Source organism: Ekhidna sp. ABH4_415 (assembly GCF_056161305.1).
On the sequence record NZ_JBSWYW010000005.1, the window covers coordinates 165,587 to 186,435 of the forward strand.

Below are 20,849 nucleotides of genomic sequence, written 5' to 3' on the forward strand. Positions count from 1 at the left end.
GATTATTCCGTTTCTTCTTTCATGATCTCAGCATTTTCTGCAATACGTAACTGCTCTATGAATTCTTCGATATCGCCATTCATAACATTCGGAAGGTTATAAACAGAGAGGTTGATCCGGTGATCCGTTACCCTTCCTTGTGGATAGTTATACGTTCTGATTTTATCTGACCTATCTCCTGATCCCACCATGCTCTTTCTCTGGCTACTGATTTCAGCATTATGTTTTTGAAGCTCAATTTCGTACAGGCGCGACCGAAGGACCTTCAATGCTTTGTCATAGTTGGCGTGCTGGGAACGACCATCCTGACACTCTACCACAAGCCCGGAAGGTGCATGCGTCAAACGTACAGCAGACTCTGTCTTATTGATATGCTGACCCCCGGCTCCCGATGCACGAAAAGTATCCTTTCGGATATCCCCCATGTTCAACTCTACATCGACCTCTTCTGCCTCCGGCAAAACCGCTACTGTAGCTGCCGATGTATGCACCCTTCCTTGAGACTCAGTTGCCGGCACACGTTGTACTCTGTGCACCCCTGATTCGAACTTTAGTTTCGCATACACATCTTCACCCTCCACTGAGGCAACAATCTCTTTGTATCCACCAGCACTTCCTTCACTAAAGTTTAGTACGGAAAAAGTCCAGTTCTGATCCTCAGCATAGGATTTGTACATGCGAAAAAGGTCACCAGCAAAAATGGATGCTTCATCCCCTCCTGTTCCGGCACGAATCTCAAGAATCACATTCTTGCTATCATTAGGGTCTTTCGGTATGAGCATGAATTTGAGTTCCTCCTCCAGCTTCTCAATTTGTGGCTCCAGCTCATCAATTTCAGCTTTCGCCATCTCACGAAATTCAGGGTCTTTTTCGGTGCTTAACACCTCCTTGGCATTCTCGAGATTGCTTTTAGCTTCTGTGTATTCTTTGTATTTGACTACAATTTTTTCAAGGTCCTTATATTCTTTGTTCAGCTTCCCATACTTCTCCATATCCGTAACAATGTCCGGCTGCACGATCAGCTGACCCACCTCCTCAAATCGGTGCTTGATTTCCTCCAGTTTCTCAATCATCCTCTTTCTGATTAATTGAATGTAAAGTTACCGGGAATACTGAATTTAGTTGAATACTATTTTTTGATGATTTTAAATGATTGAGTAGCTCCAGATGGTGATATTGTTTTCAAAAAATACATGCCTCGATTTAAATCAGAAATATCCATCTTTTGGTTTACTGATGAATTCACGCTTATCAACTTCCCACCAACTGTATAAATGGAAACTTTCTCTACGGGAAAGGTAAAGCTTATTTCTTTGTAAGTAGGATTTGGATATACCTGAACATCATTAACAACTTCCTCCTGAAGCTCCAAAGGTGCTGGTTCTCCTTGATCAAAAGTGCCCAGGTAAATACCTCGCCCGTGAGTGGCAAGAGCAATCGTTTTATCTGATGCTCTGAGCTGAAACATATCCACCCTAACATTTGGGAGTCCATCATTATACGACTGCCACCCTTGAGTTTCATCTGAGATGCTTTCAAGGCCCCAAACACCCAGCTCTGTGGCTATCATCACTTTATCGTGATCCAAAGGGTTAAACTTCGCGTCTCTGACTGGGATATCAGGTAGATCTCGTTCAATGTCTTGCCAGTTCAATCCCGCATCATTTGTATACCAGACCGACGTAATTCCATAGTTAGAAAAACTGACCAAAATCTCATGATTTGATTCGCCAATGTCAATGGCAGAAATATATCCTACAGGAAGCTGGTCGTTATCGATTTTTGTCGCGCTTGGAGAATAGGGAAGACCTTCCACCTGATACACATCCCCTAGTTGATTTCCCAATACCATGGTGGCATTAAGCTCCGAATCATGTGGTGAAATCTTTAAAGCTGAGAATGCCACCGTGCTATTGGTCCCAAGCCAAATTGTATCTCTTCCCTGGATTCCCAGCATGTCTTTTCCTAATGGTTCATTCACATTTATGATCCCAAGCGTATCCAGAAACCTGCCTTCGAGATAGGTATTCAGTGCTTCAAAACCCCCATCCACTGCCATATTCACATATAACAAGTTAGATCGATCATCGTATGCGGCAGGGTTAATAAATGTGCCTGAGCTAAGACCATAATAATATCCATCGTTATTAAGCCAAATATTATATGCGTTGGATTGGGAAGAGGTGATCCTGACTGATGGATCATCTGAGTCGAAGAAACAATATGCTCCATCTCCTCCTCCAATCATACTTTCGTATGTAATGCTCCCGTTCTCTGTGGTATGCGTGCTATTATCCTGGGTACCCGCCAACACCTCCATGTTGCCTTCTTCGGGGTGCAGAGCTATTGTGTAATATTGGGTTGTCGCCAAGGAGTTATTAATAGGACCAAAAGAAGGGTACTCCATCAGTCTTTCTGCTGCTAGTGAACCAAAACCTTTTTGTAAACTATTTGTGTACATAACTCCACCATCCGTAGCAACAACTAATTCATTCGGGTTATCTGTAAAAACAAAAGAGTGAACATCCGCATGCACAAAATGATTTCGAATACTGTCGATATTATCATCTAGAAGCCCATAATACGGAATCAAGTAGTCTGAAAAATAATACATGGATGCCCAATCACTTAAATGTGCCCAACTTAAGGCCCCAGCCCCTCTTGCGTTAGAAAGTGCGTGAACATCCAATCCTCCAGCAATCAAATGGTTGTCATCACTCGGATCAACTTCAATAGCTAATGCGTGCCAAGGTATACTCGCCCAATAGGGGTTAGCTGGCCCATCTAAATCTTGCCAATCGGATTCCGCATCTTTGTACATAATCCGTGTTGGAAAGCCAAAATCCCTAATTTGATTGAAGTTATTTACATAGCCTGCAGTAGCAACCGCATAAACCATATCTCCTCCAGAAGCTAGCATCACTCTGCCAGGTTTGATATCCTCACCAAATTCAGTTGTGATTTGTGTTACATATCTATCTTCTACCAACCAATCGATACCATTTGGGGAATGGAGAATATATCCACCTCCTTGTATTGCCAAATTTCTCATTGTCCCAACGTACAAATCACCATTTGGTGCTATTTCAATGTCACTGACTGTATACGGAACGGATGAGCTTTCAATGTTTGGTAGTACCTGGGTCCAGCTGGCACCACCATCTGTTGATCTGTAAAGCCCATCAGATGGTGATGAACCAAATACACTTCCCTGATATTGCCCTGATGCCACTCCAGTGTAAATAACACTAGACCCAGCTTCATCTCTGACAACAATATCATTTATATAATTAAACCCAGAAGTAGATGATAGAAGTGTCCAGGAGACCCCTCCGTCAATGGTTTTATAGATTCCCACACCTTTCGATGTAGATTCTCTGTAGATGTTTACTGAAGTAAAAGACTCCCCGGTACCAACATAAAAAACATCTGGATTATTTGGGTCGTAAGTGATGCAACTGATGGATAAACTCTCCCAATCATCCGATACTGGTACCCAGTTATCATTATTTCTAAAATCTGAATTATACCACAATCCACCGGTAACGGCACCTAACCATAGTTTACTAGAAATATTGGGGTCAATCATAATTGCTCGCGCTCTACCAGCTATTTCTGTATCTACCTGGTTCCAATTGAAATCCCTTGAATCTTGTGACTTTCTTGCGCTCTTGTCTTTTATTGCTTCGAGAAGATTTTTTGTTGGTATATCTCCTGTGATCGGATTCATTGTCATCAATGCGTCTCTGAAAGCCGATTTTTCAGGACCATCAAGTTTGCTTATCTGTATTTTTTTTATGTTTTTCTGATAGAGGTTAACAACCTCATTTTTTTGTGAGGATGGTATTAACCATATCATTGAAATAATAAGGACAGCTAAAAAAAAGGTGGGTTTTTTCATCTGGTAGGAGCATATTTAGATTATTAAAGTTAATGGTTTTTCACTTCCTCATACCTAAAACAATCGGTGGTATGATCATTTACAAGTCCGATGGCTTGCATGTGTGCGTATATCGTGGTAGAGCCTACAAACTTGAACCCTCTTTTCTTCAGGTCTTTGGATAATTCGTCTGACTCTTTGGTAGTGACCGGCACTTCTTTCATTGATTTCCAATTATTAACAATAGGATTTCCTCCTACAAACTGCCAGATATAGTTATCGAAGGATCCAAATTCTTCTTGTACCTCCAGAAACCGATTGGCATTGTTTATTGTAGCCTCAATTTTTGCCCGGTTTCTAATGATCGATGCGTCTTGTAACAGGTCCTCAACAATCCCAGGCCCATATTCTGAAACTATCTTTGGGTCAAATTTGGCAAATGCCTTTCGGTAGCCTTCCCGTTTTTTTAAAATTGTTGCCCAACTCAACCCGGCCTGAGCGCTTTCCAAAACAAGAAACTCAAAGTGTTTTTGATCTTCGTGGACCGGCACACCCCATTCTTCATCATGGTATCGTACATATTCATCAAAAGAGTTGACGCACCATGCACATCGTGTTTTCATTCTTATACTAAATTGAGACAATTAAGAGTTGAGTTTTTATAAAATTAGCACTTTAGTATTTCAATATGAGGGGATATATCACCGTACTGCTTTGCATGATTGGTTTATGGCTTCACAGTCAAACTCCAATTTACAATTACGTATCGTTCAAAAAGACCTTGAATGTTCCCGAGCAACTAAGTAGTGAACGTTCCGCTCTTATTTTTTCTGTTCCTGAAATAAGAGAGGATTTTGTAAAGGTTGGTAAGCACGAAAAGCTTTTAAATCAAGTCCATAAAGCATTTATCACGATGGGGATAGATGCTGTTTTTTACCTCCATGACATCAACTATACGGCGAGTAACAGTGCAAAGCAAGCGTACATTGAGCTTTTTAATCAACGAAGGGTGAAAAACATCATCTTCATAACAGAATCAGATTCAGGTTACGAGTTTCTAATGGCGCCCTTCAGTGGAGATAGTAGACTCATCAAAGATGGAAGCGAGGCATTTTTTCTAACAGCCAACGACCTCTACGGTCTACTTCTGGGTGTTGGGAAGGAAGTGCGAAGAGCTGATCAGGAAAAAAACAACTTCTTGATCCCCGAAAAGCCGAATGTTCTTAGCGGGCTTTCCATCGTTGAGAATACGCTTTTAAAAAACTATCCAGGCATTTTAAGAAGAAGCAAATTAGCTGTTGAGCGATTTAGCTTACTTGACTCTACGAACATTTCAGAGGTGGAAGCATTAGCAAATGTGAAGAAATACAACCGTGAGGTTGTGACTAAAAATAGGGAGCTCGAGGAAATAATGAAGTCATATCCATATGATTATGAACTCATAGATCATATGTCTGACGAGGATTTGAAAAGAAACCGATACCAGTTTTTATTACGTTCTGTGCGTGCCTCTGCCAGTATCGTCAAACAAATGCTGGACTATGAGGTGCTGCCCAGCGAAACGGGATTTGTTTCAATCATACCGATCATGCCTGATCAAACCAGGGTAAAAACGATACCAAGAGATGCGATCGTTTCCAAGTTTTACGTGAGACAAAACATTTCCAAAAACGTGCATGTGGGTGAGTGGGATGCTGATGTGACCTGGCAGGAAGCACTAAACAACATGATCGGAAATTTGGCTCAGGAGTTGAATGTAAAAAATTGAAGAAGCTAAACTTTTTCCAAAACAGTCCTAAGGCACCCAAAATAAATGTTGATGCTTATCTGAAACGCATTGACCAAAAAATAGAAGCCCCTTCTCTTAAGTATTTAAAGGACCTGCAAAAATCACATCTCATCCATATTCCTTTTGAAAATCTGGACATTCATTATGGAAGCAAGATCATCCTGGACTATCGTAAGATTTTTGAGAAAGTGATCCATAGAAAACGCGGAGGCTTTTGCTATGAGCTGAATGGGCTGTTCTACCATTTGCTCAGCAATATTGGCTTTGATTGTTATGTGATTTCTGCGGAAGTGAAAAATAAAGAAACTGGTGAGTTCGGTCGTCCTTTTGACCACATGGCCATATTAGTTTTCATTGATGATGATCTTTGGCTGGCAGATGTAGGATTTGGTGATGGGATCATTAACCCACTGAGAATAAAGGTGGGAGAAGTGCAGATGGACTACACCAAATACTGGAAGATAGAAGAAGACCCAGACGAAAACCTTATTCTGAAGGGTTCAAGGGACACGAGTCAGTATGAGTCAATGTTGCGGTTTACAACAGGGGAAAAACAACTTATCCAGTTTATTGAAATGTGTGAATATCATCAAACTGCTGTGGGATCGCCCTTTACTCAGAAAAAACTAATCACACGGCTATTGCCCAATGGCAGGGTAACATTGACCGAGCGGAAGCTAAAGATTGTTGAGCTTGGCGAACATTCTGAGTCAGACATTTTGCATGAGGATGAATTTTTGTCAAAGCTGGAGCATCACTTCGGAATTAGTTTCAAGCAGCTTATCCCGAAAGAGACATAAAAAAATCCCGATGAATCATCGGGATTTTGCATTAGTTTCTGTGCTTTCTGACTTCCCTCTTCAATGAAGAGATATCTGAAGCTATGGCAGGATCACTATAAATTCTTGCCGAAAGCTCAGAAATCACATTTCGCTTAAAGCCAAGCTTTTCAGCTAGCTCTTCACAGAACTTTATTTCTGACAGGTATACCTGACTATCAATTTTCATCAGCTGTACCAAATGAAATAGATACTCAAACTTGTCATCCTCTGACATTGTACTGAGTGGAGGCAGAGGCTCTGGGTTTTCCACCATATCATTTATTTCATCCTCGCTGATTCCATTGGCCTTGCCAATCATATAAATCAGGTCTTTTTCTTCACCAGCAAATTCGCCATCGATATTTGCTAACTGAACCAGCACACTTAGTTTCGCCTTAATGCTCATAATTTCTCTCTAATTACTATTTCAAATATTTGTTGGCCTCCTTCATTAAAGCCTCTCTGTTTCCGGTGATTGAAGGATCTCCATAGATCCTGGAAGACATTTTCTTAACAACTTTTTTATCATAGCCCAGCTTCTCTGCTACTTCTTCACAGTATCTGATTTCCGTTAGAAAAACCTCTCCATCAATTTTCATTAGCTGAATTACATCATACAGATAATCGAATCTTTCTTCTGAAAGCAACCCCTGAAAGTTCACCTCACTGTTTTCTTTTGAGTTTAATACCTCTTCTACAAGCTGATCAATTTCAGTTTCAGGCACTCTGTTGGCTTTGCCGATTGTATAAACATATGTTTTCTCGGGTTCACCAAAGTCTCTGTCTATAATAGAAAGTTGGATTAAGGCTCTCAGGTGATTTTTAATATTATCTTCCATTATCGCTGTAGTTGTGTTTCGTTCTTCTAATTTAGGAATTAATCCCTAAAATGAAACCTCATTAGTGTAAATAGCTTCCAGCGTTAATGTCGAAGGTTGCTCCTGTTGCATGGTCTGCCATTCCACTCGCAATAAAGGTCACAAGCGGTGCAATATCTTTTGGTTCAGTTAAGCGCTCAAGGGCCAAATCTCCTTTCGCATGATCTTCCCCATATTGTTGCATAAACTCCTGAGACATATCTGTTCGTACAAAACCCGGCGCAATCACAAACGCTTTCACCCCTTCTTTTCCATAGGATCTTGCAATGGATCTTGTCAGTGACACCAGTCCGGCCTTTGATGCCGCATATGCAAAGTATTCTGCTTCTTCCCCCCTAAATGCCGCTCGGGACGCAATGTTGATGATTCTTCCGGCTGCCTTTCGGCTAATAAAATGTTGAACTGCTTTCTTGCAAATGATCGCCGCTGAACTCAGGTTTACCATCATGGTCTCATTCCACGCTTTCATCCATTCATCGTCTTTGGAGTCTATAGAGGATTGCTTAGCCAGCCCAGCATTGTTGATCACTATCTCAACACTCCCCATTTCTAAACTCACACGTTCAAATAATTTGGCTGCTTCATCTGGTTTAGAAAAATCCGCCTGAAATGCTTTTGATTCATTTCCAAGAATATGAGCCAGGTTTTCCGCTTCGCGTACATTCTTGTTATAGTGAACTGCTATAGTGGCTCCCGCTTCTGCAAGCTTTGTTGCCAGAGCCTTCCCAATTCCCCTGCTGGCCCCTGTTACAAGGATGTTTAAGCCCGATAGATTTATATACATATAATCGCCGTTTGAGCCGAAAAATTAGACAAAACCAGTTTGAAGTTGACTTATCTGTTGATAAAAGATCAAGTATCATGTTTGCCTGAAAGAATTCTTTGTTAATTTAGGCCATCTCCAGCTAATTGAGTCACCGCATTAACAACATTGAACGAATAAAATATACATGGGCATAATCATCCCTTTACTACTAATCACGTTTTGTTGCATAATAATCTGGAGAGCCGGAGATGGCTTCATGACTGCATCCGAATATATTGGTAGAAACCTCTCTGAAGGCGTCCGTGGGGCCACAATCAACGCGATTGCCAGCTCTATGCCGGAGGTGTTCACTTCTCTTTTCTTTCTCTTTGTGCTCTCAGATGCTGAAGGATTCTCTGGAGGTATTGGAACCACCGCAGGTAGTGCTATTTTCAATGGAATGGTCATTCCAGCCGTAGCTGTGCTTGCTGTGATTGGCATGAAGATGACCAAAAGAGTAGAGGTATCAAGAAAAGTGCTGTTAAGAGATGGCATTGCCCTGATCATTGCTGAGCTGATCTTCCTTATTTTAATAAGCGGATCTACATTACACTGGTACCATGGCATGCTACTAATGCTCGTTTACGTAGTGTATATAGTATACATGTTTGGCACGATGAAAAAATCCGAAAAGGAAGAGATGCTGGAAGGTGGACAGTTAAACGATGAAGTTTTTGAAAGTCCCGAAGAGCCACAAGGTCCATTCCTTAAAGGGCTCATCACTTTCGATCTGGAGCGTGTTTTTATTGGCAACAATGCAATAAGTAATATTCGAGCATGGTCCTTGTTGGTCTTCTCAACTGTTGCCATCGCTCTTGTTTGTTATTTCCTTGTATTGGCTTGTGAGTGGGTTGGTTCAGAAACTTATCAGGTGGCTGGACTTGGTGAATTTGATGGCCTGAATATACCGGTCATGTTTGTTGCTTTGATCTTAGCATCAGCTGCTTCCAGTTTTCCTGACACAATCATATCCATCAAAGACGCGAAAAGAGGTCAGTACGATGATGCCATTTCCAATGCCCTTGGAAGTAATATTTTCGACATCTGTTTTGCTCTTGGATTCCCACTTTTCATTTTTACCATTCTCAATGGGCCTATTCATATGCCGCCAGAGTTGGTGGACTTAAGTAGTGAGCTTCGGTTTTTGCTTTGGTTATTAACCGTATTAGCCGTTATCATCTTCACTAGTGGCTCGTATTTCGGCAAGCGAAAGTCTTATCTGCTATTAAGTATATACGTTCTATTTGTTTTGTATATAGTAGGTAGAGGATCTGGAAATGAAATTGCACAAAGCATTGCCGACTGGTTAGTTGGGGTAGTTAAATTTTTCCGAATCGGTTAATCTTAGCAATCGATAAAAAGACCCTCCTCATTCAGGTGGACATAATATCTTTTCATTGATTTGCATCTTCTGTTTGCCTCCTCTCCTGTATTCATATTAAAACGATAGGTGTGCAAGGGGCATACTATTTCATTCAAATGGTTTGTGTTCCCTTGATGCAGTTTGGCTCCCATGTGCGGGCACGCATTATCAAAAGCGAAGTATTCATTCCCCTTTCGGACGAGACATATCTCTTTCTCAGCCGCTCTGATTAATTTCGGAGCTCCATCTTCAAAAAAGGCTTCTGCTTTTTGCTTAGAATCCAATATCTTGAAAGTCATACAGTAATTATAGTTATGAAATGCCAGCGTCAAAAATTTTTCCTTCAGCGAAAAAATGCATATTTCAATTGTGCTTACATGGCTCCAACGATGAAACAGGTGGAAAAAGCTGGCATCAAAGGATTGAAAATGAAGAGAAATCCTGTCAAGGTTTCAGTAGATGATTTTTTTCATGAGAGTGACCAGTTAAGAAGTACTTATTCCAGGCTGATTGAAAATGATGATTCAAACAGGGTAGTAATAATTCCTTCTGTATCCTATGGTTTAGCAAATGTTGCTCATAACATTCCCTTTAAAGATGGAGAGATTCTTTTGGCAGCAGAGCAGTTTCCAAGCAATGTATATCCGTGGATGCGACTAAAAGAAAAGGGGTTTGAGTTGCAAATTGTTTCTCCACCAGAAAGTAAGAGTCGTGGAGAAAGCTGGAATGAAAAAATATTGGAAGCGATTAATCCTAAAACGCGGTTAGTTGCTATCGGACACATCCATTGGTCTGACGGAACGCTTTTTCAACTAAAAAGTATTCGGGAGAAGCTGGATAAGGTTGGGGGGTTGCTTGTCATTGACGGGACTCAATCCGTTGGGGCTTTGCCTTTTAGTGTTAAAGAGATCCGTCCGGATGCGCTGGTTTGCGCAGGATATAAATGGTTGATGGGTCCATATTCCATTGGCTTGGCTTATTACGGGTCAGCATTTGACGGGGGCACGCCAATTGAGGAGAGCTGGATAAACAGATTGGGTAGTGATGATTTCGATAGCCTAATAAATTATCAGGAAGCATATCGTGAGAAGGCACTTAGGTATGAGGTTGGTGAGCATAGCAATTTCATTTTGGTACCCATGCTGCATCAAGCAGTAAAGCAGTTAGTAAAGTGGTCTCCTCAAAACATCCAGCAATACACGAGCGACCTGATGGAAAAACCTATCAAAGAAATAAAAGAGATGGGTTATCGGATCGAAGATGATGCCTGGCGATCCAGTCACCTTTTTGGTGTGCGACTCCCTGCTAACATGGATCTTGTCAAGTTTCAGCGGTCGTTTAAGAAACATCGGGTATGTGTAAGCGTTCGGGGGGACTCTATCCGGATTTCACCAAACATCTATAACGACGAAATGGATGTCAGAAAATTGCTGAAAGCGATGAAAGAACCTATCTTCGCATCGTAAAGCTTCATTACCTAAGAAGCAGTAGCAATAAAAACAGAATAGAAAATGAACTTAACGAATCCAGCAGTAACCGAAGGCGTTAATATTTTTGTAAATATTGTAATCTTTTTAGTGGCGTTTGTGCACGCCCTGGCATTTGTAAATGCACGCAAAGAAAATCAGAAAAAGAATTAATCTTTTTCTATTCTACGTGATCTCCTTTGTGTTTGCTCACTGCTTTGTTTGGTAAAATAAACGGGCAAAGAATTGCCAATACAAACAGTCCGATAATTATTCCTAGCATTGCCATTTTCTGATCAATTTTTATGTGGAGAGCAAATATAGTTGCTTCTTCATTTTTGATCTAATTTCTCGCTTTTTCCTCTCCTATCGCTACCCACTTTTGGGTATTTTTCATTCCTTTTCTTATTCTCTTCTTTGATTAAAATGGAGATCAAGCTACCATTGTTTTCAAACCAACTAAACCTTAACAGAAAATGGCTAAAAAAAACGTAAGAAAGATTGGCAAGAAGATGGATAAGTCTGAAGCCAAGAAATGGGTAAAGAATTACAAAAAGAAATATCCGCAAAAGGAGTATCCCGATGTGACTTATGGTTGGCTTTTTGGTGATGATATCATAGAAACACTTTTAAAGTATAGGGGTTGCGAAGGTATCTGGTTCTTTAAAGGTTTGAACGAAGAAGGTGAAGAAAGGCTAGTGATGTTTCCTGCAGATTCGGATGGAAATGTTCTTGATTCAAAGATGAAGTCTTTAGGTGCTGCTGCTAAAAATGGAGGCTTGGACGACCCTGCTGATTTCAGTGACAAATGTCCGCCTGATTGCCCTGAAGGAATTTAAACTTATGGAAGTTTTTAAAGAGTGGTTAATAAACTTTAGTAGGGTTTCGGCATTTGCTGGAATCCTATATTTCTCTTTTAATTCTAAGGGCAAAAAGAAGGTAAGTTGGGCCATTTTTCTAGTCCTGCTCATCTCTTTTCTGGCAGACAATGCCAATTATTTTATTATTCACTTAGTTTATCCTAATAGTTTCATCGTGGGAAACATTTGGATAGTTCTAAACTTCCTTGTTATTACTTGGTTGTTTGCTAATGCTCTTCCTGAGCGAGAGAAAACGATTAGGTATCTTGTCATCTTTTTTTTGCTCTGCTCAATTATTGGGTTCAGTTCGTATTCTCTGTTAGAGTCAAACCCTTTTACAAGCGTTTCCAGTAATATTTTATTGATAATAATCCCCTTACTCACCTATTTCGATCTTTTACATAATCCGAGCAATCGGCTTTCCAGGCTTCCGCTTTTCTGGATAGCCACATCCTTTTTTATTTACAATAGCTTGGTGCTCCTACAGAGCGTATTTGATAGCTATTTGATCTTTGATATGAAGATATCTGCGTCTGCTTATCGGGTTATTTCTATTATAAACTTACTTGCCAACATTACGAAAAACTTCATTCTCTTCTACGCGATTGTCCTTATAGATAAAGGCTACCCAGATAGCATAAAACCAGCTAATGCCACATGATTGACATCATCGTAAATATCGTGGTGTATGGGACTGTCCTTATATTCGGAGGGGTGGTTTGGTTTTTGGTTGCTTTTTCCAAAGCTTACGCTTCTAAAAAATAGAGCTTTGACCTCTTCTGATGTTTTCTGGATTTTTGCTGACCTGAATCGATACTCGGGTGTTCCAGCTATCTTGTTCTTTCTGTTCTTCATAAGAAGGTGGAGTACGCCAGCTGCGATCATCTTCTATATCGTATTTATTAGTTTCTTTTTTGACTTCTCGATTTATATCTATATCAAGCACTTTTATCCAAATAGTTATTTTGGAAGTAATTGGTGGATACTCATAAATTATTTTCTAATGTCGTGGTTCTTCATGAAGGTATTGCCACGCATGAAGAAGGTCATAATTGTTCTTTGCATATTTTTTACAATAAGTGCGTTTATCTCCTTCACATTCTCGTATTCATTCTTCGAGTCTAACACTGTAACTAATACTTTCTCATCCCTTGCTTTTCTTTGCCTTTCATTTCTTGGCTTCAGAGATCTATTGAAAAGACCAAAAGGAGAGCTCTTGAAAATGCCCATATTCTATGCACTAGCAGCCTTTTTCATTTATTACGCACTTACTTTTCTGAAAAGACTATTTATAAATTATCTTGTTTTTGAGCTAGAGATAAGTGCAAGCGACTTTTTTCCAATAAGCATGGTAAATCTTTTTGCCAATACAGGTAAAAATTACACCTTATTCTATGTTCTGGTACTTTTGGAGAAAGGTGTTTATGATCCAATTCTGAATCCAAAATCAGACGGCTAAATGGAAGGTAAGGTCATCTTGCTTGTAATCATTGGAACCATTGGTGTTATGCTAATGGCTTTTTCAGTAGTATTCTTTGTTTTGCTTTATCGTCGCAAAGTGCTTGAAAACGAACTGGAAATGCAGTCCGTTAAAACCAAACACCAGGAAGAAATGCTTTCCGCTACGCTTAAATCCCAGGAAGAAGAAAGAAAGCGATTAGGAACTGAACTTCACGATGGTGTTGGTGCTATGCTTTCGTCTATCAAGCTGAATCTGCAAGTGGCTAACAAAACCAATGATGTGAGTCAGCTGAAGCCAGTACTTGGTTACCTTGATGAAACCATAACACAAGTAAGAAATATCTCCCATCAGATGATGCCCGTTATTTTAAAGAAATATGGGATTAAACGAGCAATCGAAGACCTGTTTGAAAAGACAGCCAATACTTCGTTAAGCTTATCGATCACGGAATGGGAAGATCCACCGTTGGACGAATCACGAGCCCTGATGTTTTACCGAATTATTCAAGAGTTGGTAAATAATTCATTGAAACATGCAGAAGCATCAGCTATCGAGCTTTCTGTGAGAAAAGAAAAATCAAAAACCATCATTTCATATGTTGATAACGGTAAAGGGTTTCCGGAGGATGTCCTCCAAAATAGTGATGGCATTGGCTTATTAAATGTTAAAAACCGGGCGCAAACCATTGGTGCCAAGCCAGCCTTTTACAACCAGGAGAAAGGCGGAGCTAAAGTAGATTTGGTAATAGACGCTTCGATTGATTAATTTGATCACTCAACCGAGTGAGATGAGTCAAACAGATAAGCTAAACATTTTGGTCACCGATGACCATACGCTATTTCGTCGTGGTACCATGATGCTTTTACAGTCTTTTGAGGAAGTAGGGAGTGTAGAGGAAGCTGAAAATGGCAAAGAGGCTTTGGAAAAACTGAATGACAAGAACTTTGATCTATTGCTGCTAGACCTGGAAATGCCTGTGATGGATGGGTGGGAGGCTTCTAAAAAGATCACAGCAAAGCACCCCGATGTAAAAATTATCATGATCTCCATGCATGATTCACTCCAAATCATCTCTGATTTGATTGAAATCGGTGTTCATAGTTACTTATTGAAAAATGCAGAACCCGACGAGGTGCATAAGGCCATCATCTCCGTAGTAAATAACGATTTTTACTACAATCAGCTTGTTTCAAAGGCACTACATAAGAAAGTGCAAAAAGACGGACTCAATAAAGGAGTAGCCAGGCGAGCAGATATAAGTCCTCGAGAAATCGAAATCTTACAACTAATCTGCCAGGAACTTACCATGAAAGAAATTAGCGAAAAGCTATTTTTAAGTGAACAGACTGTGCATACTCACCGCAAAAACCTTATGAAGAAAACAAAAGCTAAAAATGCCGTCGGGCTGGTGAAGTTCGCATTTCAGAATGGAATTGCTTCATTTTAGGGTATACCCACTTTTGGGTATTCTACTACCTAGAAATGGGTAAACCTACGAGTGGTTTGTGTTCATAAAGCACTATATATCAATCACTTAACTTTCAACTAGTATTTTACTGGCTCATTATCCATATTTTGAGACAAATCGAATGACTAATTTCATATTGTCATTTATTACAAACAATAGATGATATGCTCTTAGGTTGATGGTTAATCTATGAAGATACCGGGAGTCCAAGGTTTTCGCTTAATCCTTTGGTTTGCCAACTATCTCACTCACATAGTGGACTCCCTGGTATTTTCAATTAAAGAGTTTTAGTAAAATCCAAATACACCACTAATCCCTGTAAAGACAAAAGGCCCTTGCGAGGGCCTTTTGTCTTTTTATATCAATTTTTGAGCAACTATTTATAAAGTGCTTTTCCTGCATCGTAGTATTTATCGCCTTTTACCCAAAATGGTGCTTTTTTAGCATTTCCTATCATGCGACATGCATAAACATAACTTCGAAAGAACTTTTCCAGATATGCATAATCAAGCGTATTAGGGTTGTCAGCTGCCTGATGATAGTATTTGTTTATGTCATCGTCAAATGCAGTAAGGCCCATACTAAATGTAGGAGCCGGAATCCCCTTTGAAGCAAATCGCACATTATCAGACCTATCAAATAGTCCTTGCTCAGGGACCGGATCACCAATCGCTTCAAGACCAAACGCTTTACACGCTTCAACAATCATTTCCTCTGCTGTTGTTCTTGCAAGCCCAACGATCGTTGCTTTTGAGGTATCGTTATACCCTGCTCCGTCAGAATTAAAACAATAAACCATTTTTTCCAGAGCAATCGGTGAATTATCTACAAACCATTTGCTACCAAGCAAACCTTTTTCTTCCCCTGTAAACAAGACAAAAAGACCCGACCGCTTCGTTGGGTTTTTAGCAAGGTTTTGTGCTGCTGTCAAAACAGTAACTGTCCCTACCGCATTGTCACGAGCACCATTGTAGATGCTATCTCCTTCCGCATTGGCCTTGCCTACTCCCACATGATCATAATGGGCCGAGTACACGATAAACTCATCATTTAATTTATTATCTGTGCCCTCGATATAACCGACCACATTTTGCGAATTGAATTTTTCATTCTTTGCTCCTGCAACTGTGACCGAAGCATCTCCAGATTTCGAAATTTCGTTAGCTGGTCGATTCATCCATAAGTGGGTTATTGTATTTTGATCATCACTACCTTCGTCCAGAATAATTTGATCGCCTGAAAAATACCTGACGAGGAAGTTCCATGGTATTTGCGTTGAATTATAGAGCTCCACTAATGCTACTCCGCCCAATTCAGAAATCTTTTTTCGCTTAGCAGACGACTGGCCAAACCAAAGCTGAGGGCTATCGCTTTGGCCATCGCCACAAAGTGCTACAACAATTTTTCCTTCAATATCTAAACCTTGCAAGTCTTCATCCATGCCATAGTTAGCAAAAACAAACTCCGCGGAAAGCTCAATGTTGTCTCCATCCATCAAGATAAAATCATCAGCAAGGTTATATTTAGATTCTGCCAGGGTAAGGGTGCCCGAAGTTGGAGGACTAACCTTTTTCATTGGCACGCTCTGAAAGTAGCTGTCCATACCAGGAGCAATCTTTACTCCATACTCTACAAACCGACTTTCAACGTATTTAGCAGCAATCTTCAATCCTTCAGAAGGAGTGTCTCTTCCTTTCAGCTCATCAGATGCTAGAAAGCCAATGTGACTTTTGATAAGGTTTTGATCAACCGTTTGCTTTGCGAGCTCCATATCGGATTGAGCAAATGTGAAAAACGAACAAACGATAAATAATAGGGCTAGTATTTTTTTCATATCCTTTAAAAAATTTCGCACAAGATAATTCATCCATTAAATAAAAAAGGCCATCCACCAAAAGGCAAATGACCCATTCATTTATAACCAACTCTTAAGTTTAGTTCAGCAGCTCATATATTCCTGCCACTCCCTGTCCGCCACCTACACAAGCGGTGACCATTCCGTATTTGCTTTTTCTTCTTCTCATCTCGTTGAACAATGAAATAGAAAGCTTCGCTCCTGTGCACCCAAGCGGATGACCCAAAGCAATAGCTCCACCATTAACATTCAGTTTGCTTGTATCCAAATCCAATCCTCTTATTACTCCCAATGATTGTGCTGCGAATGCTTCATTCAACTCGATCAGGTCAAGGTCATCTTGTTTTAAGCCTGCCTGCTTCAACGCTTTTGGCACTGCTTCGACCGGACCAATTCCCATGATGCGCGGATCGACACCTGCAGCGGTGTAGCTGATCATTTGAGCAATTGGCTCCAGATTATGCTCCTTCACCATCTTTTCACTCATCACCATCACAAAGGCTGCTCCATCAGAAGTAGGGGAAGAGTTTCCTGCGGTTACCTGTCCACCTTGCTTGAACGCCGGACGAAGTTTTTCCAAACCTTCCATAGTGGTGTTTTCTCTAACACACTCATCAGTATCCACGACAAATTCTCTTTTGTGTCGTTTTCCGTCTTCACCAACATAGGTCTCTTCAACAGTTACTGGAACAATCTCATCTTTAAACTTTCCGTCTTTGATTGCCTTGGCTGCTTTTTGATGTGATTCCATTGCAAACTTGTTGGAGTCTTCTGCGGAAATGTTGAAATCCTTAGCAACCTCCTCAGCTGTAAGACCCATGTTCAAATAATATTCCGGATTCTTCTCTGCAATCTTCCAGTTAAGTGCCGCTTTGTATCCCATCATCGGAACCAAAGACATGGACTCTGTTCCTCCTGCAATGATGCAATCGGCCGTGCCAGAGTGAATTCGAGCACATGCTAAATGAATAGCCTCTAAACCGGATCCACAATATCTATTGATAATCATTCCCGGTACTGAGATCGGCAAAGAAAGGAGTGAGATATATCGCCCCATCTGCAATCCTTGTTCAGCTTCCGGAATGGCATTTCCTACAATCAGGTCATCCACTCGCGTGGCATCAAAGTCTTTGACCGAACCTACCAGATGCTTGATCACATCTGCGGCCAGATCATCCGGACGATAAAATCGGAAGCCACCTTTTTTGGCTCTCCCTACCGCCGATCTATATCCTGCTACTATATATGCGTTCATAATATTTTCTTTTAATCTTTTAACAATTCTTAGTTCCTCAAAGGCTTGCCTTTGAATAAAATGCTCTGGATTCGCTCCAATGTTTTTGGCTCACCGCAAAGACTCAAGAAAGCTTCGCGCTCCAGGTCCAGCAAGTATTGTTCGGAAACTTCTGTCGGTGCAGAAATATCTCCACCCGCCATGATCCATGCCAGTTTCTGACCGATTTTTTTGTCATGATCAGAAATGTAGGATCCATACTTCATTCCTTCGATTCCTGCGTAAAACATGGCCAAAGCTGCTTTGCCTTGAACTTTTACATTGTTTCTAGGAACCGGCTGTGTATACCCTGCATCAGCCAAAGCCAGTACTTTTTCTTTTGCGTCAGTCAAAAGGCGGGTTCTGTTAAGTGTTACTTCATCACTTTCTCTGAAAATATTCATGGTCTTAGCTTCAGCTGCAGAAGTGGCAACTTTCGCTGTTGCAATATTCATGAAATACTCCTGAAGCGTATTCAGTTCCGGGTCGCCCGGTGTGTATTCATCAGCTGCACGAAGGGTCATTTCCTTGGTTCCTCCTCCTCCAGGGATCAGGCCTACTCCCACTTCTACCAGACCAACATATGATTCAGCATGCCCCTGAACGGCATCACAATGAAGTGAAAGCTCACAACCCCCTCCTAAGACAAGGCCTGAGGTTGCTGCAACGACAGGAACACTCGAGAAGCGTGCTTTTGTCATCGTGTTTTGGAAGGTGCGCACCATCAGGTCGATCTCATCAAATTCCTGATCTACCGCATACATGAATAACATAGCCAGGTTCGCTCCTGCCGAAAACTGTTGCCCTTCATTACCAATAACTACTCCACGATAATCTTTTTCTGCCATGGTAATGGCCGTATTGATTCCTTCGATCACATCTGCATCCACCGAGTTCATCTTTGTGTGGAACTCCAGGTTCAACACACCATCTCCAATATCATAGATCGTTGCGCCAGGTTTCTCCCAAACGATGTTGTTTTCCTTGAATGCATCCAGGAAGATCAAGCCTTCTGTTCCGGGTATTACTTTGTATGACTTGGAAGGAATATCGTAGAACATTTTCTTTCCTTTCTCATAGGTATAGAAGCTTTCGAATCCAGCATCTACCATTTCCTGTACCCATGAGGCTGGCTCTTCGCCTGCCTGTTTCATTTGAGTAAGGATATCTTTCAAGCCCATAGCATCCCAGGTTTCGAATGGGCCCATTTCCCATGCAAATCCAGCTGACACAGCCTGGTCAATTCGGAATAGCTCGTCCGCTATTTCAGGAATTCGATACGTGCAGTACTTGAAAAGATCAAAGAAGGTTTTTCTATAAAAATCTCCTTCTGGTCCTTTCAGGGAAATAGCAATTTGCAATCGCTTATTTAAATCCTCAATGTTTTTTGTCTTATCAAGAATATCAAGTTTTGATTTTTTCTTAGGCTCGTACTCGAAAGTTTTGAGGTTAAGCTCTAGAATTTCTTTCTTGCCATTCTCTTTTACTTTTTTGTAAAACCCTTGCTGGGTTTTATCTCCAAGCCACTTTCTTTCATGAAGTTCCTTTACAATTTTTGGTAGCTTGAATCGATCTTTTGATTCATCTTTATCAAGTGCGGCATGTAGGTTGTTCGCCACATTTACTGTGGTGTCCAACCCAACCAAATCCGAAGTTCGGAAAGTAGCCGACTTTGCTCTTCCAATTACCGGACCTGTTAGTTTATCGATTTCTCCTACTGAGAAGTCCGTATCCGAAATGGCATGCATACCAGACATCATTGAATAAACACCGATTCGGTTCGCGATGAATGCCGGCGTGTCTTTACACAATACTGTTTCCTTTCCCAGATAGAGGTCTCCATATCTCATGAAGAAGTCTACAATTTCAGGGTCTGTCTTTTCCGTCGGGATAATTTCCAACAATCTCAGATATCTTGGAGGATTGAAAAAGTGAGTTCCGCAGAAATGTTTCTGAAAATCTTCGCTTCTTCCTTCCAACATCAAATGGATTGGAATACCTGAAGTGTTGGAAGTAATAAGAGTTCCTGGTTTTCTTTCTTTCTCAACTTTTTCAAAAAGTGATTTTTTTATATCCAGATTTTCCACGACTACTTCGATGATCCAATCCACCTCTTTGATTTTGGATAGATCATCATCAAAGTTTCCTGTCTCTATCAACCGTGCCTTATCCTTATCGTAGAGTGGTGAAGGATTTGATTTGATAGCTGTTTGAAGTGCCTCGTTCACCAGTTTATTTCTGGCGGCCGGGTTGTCTTTGTCTTTATCATCCAAATCTCTGGGTACGATATCAAGCAAAACGACCTCCACTCCGATATTCGCAAAGTGGCAGGCTATTCTTGATCCCATTATTCCGGATCCTAAGACTGCTGCTTTCTTAATGGTTCGTTTCATATTTAGGTTTATGTATTGACGATTTATTATTTATGATTTTGTACGAGTCCTGCATTTGCAAATTCGGTTGAAATTTGCTCTGCTACCTTATTAAACAAAGATGGATCCTCAACAATTTCACTTATCTCCTGGACCACCTCAAAGAATGTATTTAAACGATCTTTGTCAATAAGTGATCTGATCTTTGCATTAAATTCTCTGACAGCTCTTCTGGATAACTCTCTTTTCTCCTTTCCAACATCTGATAAAAATATTCGAACGGATCTTCCATCTGTTGGGTCTTTTTCCCGATAAACCCAACCTTTCTCTTCCATCGCTTTTAACATTCGGGTTAGGCTTCTTGATTCCATCCCAAGAAGTGGAGCTATCTTAGTTGCTGGAGTTCCATTTTCAACATCAATGTTCAAAAGAACAAATCCGGTAGAAGCTGTGATATCATACTGAGATCCGAATTGATTATACATTCTGGAAATACTATGCCAGAGACCTTTGATATTATAGTCAACCGTTTCTTCTCTTTTCATAATCGCACTATA

Annotated in this window: 21 protein-coding genes; 10 read left to right on the top strand and 11 right to left on the bottom strand. The window is 40.6% G+C overall.

The window, feature by feature from the left end; all coding sequences use genetic code 11:
* Positions 1-2 precede the first annotated feature (2 nt).
* From prfA to ACXAH9_RS10010, 3 genes are all read right to left on the bottom strand, one after another.
* On the bottom strand, positions 3-1,073 hold the full coding sequence (gene prfA, locus ACXAH9_RS10000; protein ID WP_474894724.1) for a peptide chain release factor 1: 1,071 nt from the start codon (positions 1,071-1,073) through the stop codon (positions 3-5).
* A 56-nt stretch (positions 1,074-1,129) separates the two neighbouring features.
* Positions 1,130-3,859, bottom strand: coding sequence for a T9SS type A sorting domain-containing protein (locus ACXAH9_RS10005; protein WP_474894725.1), 2,730 nt, complete (start codon positions 3,857-3,859; stop codon positions 1,130-1,132).
* Between the two features lie 71 nt (positions 3,860-3,930).
* Positions 3,931-4,503: a DNA-3-methyladenine glycosylase I gene (locus tag ACXAH9_RS10010; RefSeq protein ID WP_474894726.1), complete on the bottom strand. Its 573-nt coding sequence runs from the start codon at positions 4,501-4,503 to the stop codon at positions 3,931-3,933.
* A gap of 65 nt (positions 4,504-4,568) precedes the next feature.
* On the opposite strand from ACXAH9_RS10010, the gene ACXAH9_RS10015 reads away from it, so the two are divergent.
* Positions 4,569-5,648, top strand: coding sequence for a hypothetical protein (locus ACXAH9_RS10015; protein ID WP_474894727.1), 1,080 nt, complete (start codon positions 4,569-4,571; stop codon positions 5,646-5,648).
* Complete coding sequence (locus ACXAH9_RS10020; protein ID WP_474894728.1) at positions 5,645-6,469, top strand: arylamine N-acetyltransferase family protein; 825 nt, start codon at positions 5,645-5,647, stop codon at positions 6,467-6,469. The genes ACXAH9_RS10015 and ACXAH9_RS10020 overlap by 4 nt, the downstream gene beginning before the upstream one ends.
* A 31-nt stretch (positions 6,470-6,500) precedes the next feature.
* Here the strand turns inward: ACXAH9_RS10020 and ACXAH9_RS10025 are convergent, their stop codons facing one another.
* From ACXAH9_RS10025 to ACXAH9_RS10035, 3 genes are all read right to left on the bottom strand, one after another.
* Positions 6,501-6,896 (bottom strand): TerB family tellurite resistance protein, encoded by a 396-nt coding sequence (locus tag ACXAH9_RS10025; protein ID WP_349566230.1) that lies wholly within the window; start codon positions 6,894-6,896, stop codon positions 6,501-6,503.
* Positions 6,897-6,912: 16 nt separating this feature from the next.
* Positions 6,913-7,329, bottom strand: a complete 417-nt coding sequence (locus tag ACXAH9_RS10030; protein ID WP_474894729.1) for a TerB family tellurite resistance protein — start codon at positions 7,327-7,329, stop codon at positions 6,913-6,915.
* A gap of 61 nt (positions 7,330-7,390) precedes the next feature.
* A complete protein-coding gene (locus ACXAH9_RS10035; protein WP_474894730.1) occupies positions 7,391-8,152 on the bottom strand; it encodes an SDR family NAD(P)-dependent oxidoreductase in 762 nt (253 codons plus the stop codon).
* A 166-nt stretch (positions 8,153-8,318) separates the two neighbouring features.
* On the opposite strand from ACXAH9_RS10035, the gene ACXAH9_RS10040 reads away from it, so the two are divergent.
* Positions 8,319-9,515 carry a sodium:calcium antiporter gene (locus ACXAH9_RS10040; RefSeq protein ID WP_474894731.1) on the top strand — a complete coding sequence of 399 codons (1,197 nt, stop codon included), beginning with the start codon at positions 8,319-8,321 and terminating at the stop codon, positions 9,513-9,515.
* Positions 9,516-9,517: 2 nt separating this feature from the next.
* Here ACXAH9_RS10040 and ACXAH9_RS10045 read toward each other — a convergent pair whose 3' ends face one another.
* Positions 9,518-9,835, bottom strand: coding sequence for a Rieske (2Fe-2S) protein (locus ACXAH9_RS10045; RefSeq protein ID WP_474894732.1), 318 nt, complete (start codon positions 9,833-9,835; stop codon positions 9,518-9,520).
* A 78-nt stretch (positions 9,836-9,913) separates the two neighbouring features.
* Here ACXAH9_RS10045 and ACXAH9_RS10050 point away from each other — a divergent pair, with 78 nt between their 5' ends.
* The 7 genes from ACXAH9_RS10050 (at position 9,914) to ACXAH9_RS10080 (ending at position 14,771) form a co-directional block, all read left to right on the top strand.
* Positions 9,914-11,002 (top strand): aminotransferase class V-fold PLP-dependent enzyme, encoded by a 1,089-nt coding sequence (locus ACXAH9_RS10050; RefSeq protein ID WP_474894733.1) that lies wholly within the window; start codon positions 9,914-9,916, stop codon positions 11,000-11,002.
* A 45-nt stretch (positions 11,003-11,047) separates the two neighbouring features.
* Complete coding sequence (locus ACXAH9_RS10055) at positions 11,048-11,176, top strand: hypothetical protein (RefSeq protein WP_420576596.1); 129 nt, start codon at positions 11,048-11,050, stop codon at positions 11,174-11,176.
* 302 nt (positions 11,177-11,478) lie between these two features.
* Positions 11,479-11,841 (top strand): hypothetical protein, encoded by a 363-nt coding sequence (locus ACXAH9_RS10060; RefSeq protein ID WP_474894734.1) that lies wholly within the window; start codon positions 11,479-11,481, stop codon positions 11,839-11,841.
* A gap of 4 nt (positions 11,842-11,845) precedes the next feature.
* A complete protein-coding gene (locus tag ACXAH9_RS10065; RefSeq protein ID WP_474894735.1) occupies positions 11,846-12,523 on the top strand; it encodes a hypothetical protein in 678 nt (225 codons plus the stop codon).
* Between the two features lie 27 nt (positions 12,524-12,550).
* Positions 12,551-13,321 carry a hypothetical protein gene (locus ACXAH9_RS10070; RefSeq protein WP_474894736.1) on the top strand — a complete coding sequence of 257 codons (771 nt, stop codon included), beginning with the start codon at positions 12,551-12,553 and terminating at the stop codon, positions 13,319-13,321.
* Positions 13,322-14,089 (top strand): sensor histidine kinase, encoded by a 768-nt coding sequence (locus ACXAH9_RS10075; protein WP_474894737.1) that lies wholly within the window; start codon positions 13,322-13,324, stop codon positions 14,087-14,089.
* A gap of 22 nt (positions 14,090-14,111) precedes the next feature.
* Positions 14,112-14,771: a response regulator gene (locus ACXAH9_RS10080; RefSeq protein WP_474894738.1), complete on the top strand. Its 660-nt coding sequence runs from the start codon at positions 14,112-14,114 to the stop codon at positions 14,769-14,771.
* A gap of 397 nt (positions 14,772-15,168) precedes the next feature.
* On the opposite strand, the gene ACXAH9_RS10085 is transcribed toward ACXAH9_RS10080, so the two are convergent.
* The 4 genes from ACXAH9_RS10085 to ACXAH9_RS10100 all read right to left on the bottom strand — a co-directional run bounded on the left by ACXAH9_RS10085 (position 15,169) and on the right by ACXAH9_RS10100 (position 20,837).
* A complete protein-coding gene (locus ACXAH9_RS10085) occupies positions 15,169-16,626 on the bottom strand; it encodes a M28 family peptidase (protein ID WP_474894739.1) in 1,458 nt (485 codons plus the stop codon).
* Positions 16,627-16,726: 100 nt separating this feature from the next.
* Positions 16,727-17,902, bottom strand: coding sequence for a thiolase family protein (locus tag ACXAH9_RS10090; protein ID WP_474894740.1), 1,176 nt, complete (start codon positions 17,900-17,902; stop codon positions 16,727-16,729).
* Between the two features lie 29 nt (positions 17,903-17,931).
* On the bottom strand, positions 17,932-20,313 hold the full coding sequence (locus ACXAH9_RS10095; RefSeq protein WP_474894741.1) for a 3-hydroxyacyl-CoA dehydrogenase/enoyl-CoA hydratase family protein: 2,382 nt from the start codon (positions 20,311-20,313) through the stop codon (positions 17,932-17,934).
* A 26-nt stretch (positions 20,314-20,339) separates the two neighbouring features.
* On the bottom strand, positions 20,340-20,837 hold the full coding sequence (locus ACXAH9_RS10100) for a MarR family winged helix-turn-helix transcriptional regulator (RefSeq protein WP_474894742.1): 498 nt from the start codon (positions 20,835-20,837) through the stop codon (positions 20,340-20,342).
* Between the last annotated feature and the right edge of the window lie 12 nt (positions 20,838-20,849).

Coding starts and splice junctions, on each gene's coding strand:
- ACXAH9_RS10050 (WP_474894733.1), top strand. CDS start 9,914: ATGGCTCCAACGATGAAACAGGTGGAAAAAGCTGGCATCAAAGGATTG.
- ACXAH9_RS10060 (WP_474894734.1), top strand. CDS start 11,479: ATGGCTAAAAAAAACGTAAGAAAGATTGGCAAGAAGATGGATAAGTCT.
- ACXAH9_RS10010 (WP_474894726.1), bottom strand. CDS start 4,503: ATGAAAACACGATGTGCATGGTGCGTCAACTCTTTTGATGAATATGTA.
- ACXAH9_RS10035 (WP_474894730.1), bottom strand. CDS start 8,152: ATGTATATAAATCTATCGGGCTTAAACATCCTTGTAACAGGGGCCAGC.
- prfA (WP_474894724.1), bottom strand. CDS start 1,073: ATGATTGAGAAACTGGAGGAAATCAAGCACCGATTTGAGGAGGTGGGT.
- ACXAH9_RS10005 (WP_474894725.1), bottom strand. CDS start 3,859: ATGATATGGTTAATACCATCCTCACAAAAAAATGAGGTTGTTAACCTC.
- ACXAH9_RS10040 (WP_474894731.1), top strand. CDS start 8,319: ATGGGCATAATCATCCCTTTACTACTAATCACGTTTTGTTGCATAATA.
- ACXAH9_RS10090 (WP_474894740.1), bottom strand. CDS start 17,902: ATGAACGCATATATAGTAGCAGGATATAGATCGGCGGTAGGGAGAGCC.
- ACXAH9_RS10085 (WP_474894739.1), bottom strand. CDS start 16,626: ATGAAAAAAATACTAGCCCTATTATTTATCGTTTGTTCGTTTTTCACA.
- ACXAH9_RS10095 (WP_474894741.1), bottom strand. CDS start 20,313: ATGAAACGAACCATTAAGAAAGCAGCAGTCTTAGGATCCGGAATAATG.
- ACXAH9_RS10080 (WP_474894738.1), top strand. CDS start 14,112: ATGAGTCAAACAGATAAGCTAAACATTTTGGTCACCGATGACCATACG.
- ACXAH9_RS10055 (WP_420576596.1), top strand. CDS start 11,048: ATGAACTTAACGAATCCAGCAGTAACCGAAGGCGTTAATATTTTTGTA.
- ACXAH9_RS10070 (WP_474894736.1), top strand. CDS start 12,551: ATGGGACTGTCCTTATATTCGGAGGGGTGGTTTGGTTTTTGGTTGCTT.
- ACXAH9_RS10065 (WP_474894735.1), top strand. CDS start 11,846: ATGGAAGTTTTTAAAGAGTGGTTAATAAACTTTAGTAGGGTTTCGGCA.
- ACXAH9_RS10030 (WP_474894729.1), bottom strand. CDS start 7,329: ATGGAAGATAATATTAAAAATCACCTGAGAGCCTTAATCCAACTTTCT.
- ACXAH9_RS10100 (WP_474894742.1), bottom strand. CDS start 20,837: ATGAAAAGAGAAGAAACGGTTGACTATAATATCAAAGGTCTCTGGCAT.
- ACXAH9_RS10075 (WP_474894737.1), top strand. CDS start 13,322: ATGGAAGGTAAGGTCATCTTGCTTGTAATCATTGGAACCATTGGTGTT.
- ACXAH9_RS10015 (WP_474894727.1), top strand. CDS start 4,569: ATGAGGGGATATATCACCGTACTGCTTTGCATGATTGGTTTATGGCTT.
- ACXAH9_RS10045 (WP_474894732.1), bottom strand. CDS start 9,835: ATGACTTTCAAGATATTGGATTCTAAGCAAAAAGCAGAAGCCTTTTTT.
- ACXAH9_RS10025 (WP_349566230.1), bottom strand. CDS start 6,896: ATGAGCATTAAGGCGAAACTAAGTGTGCTGGTTCAGTTAGCAAATATC.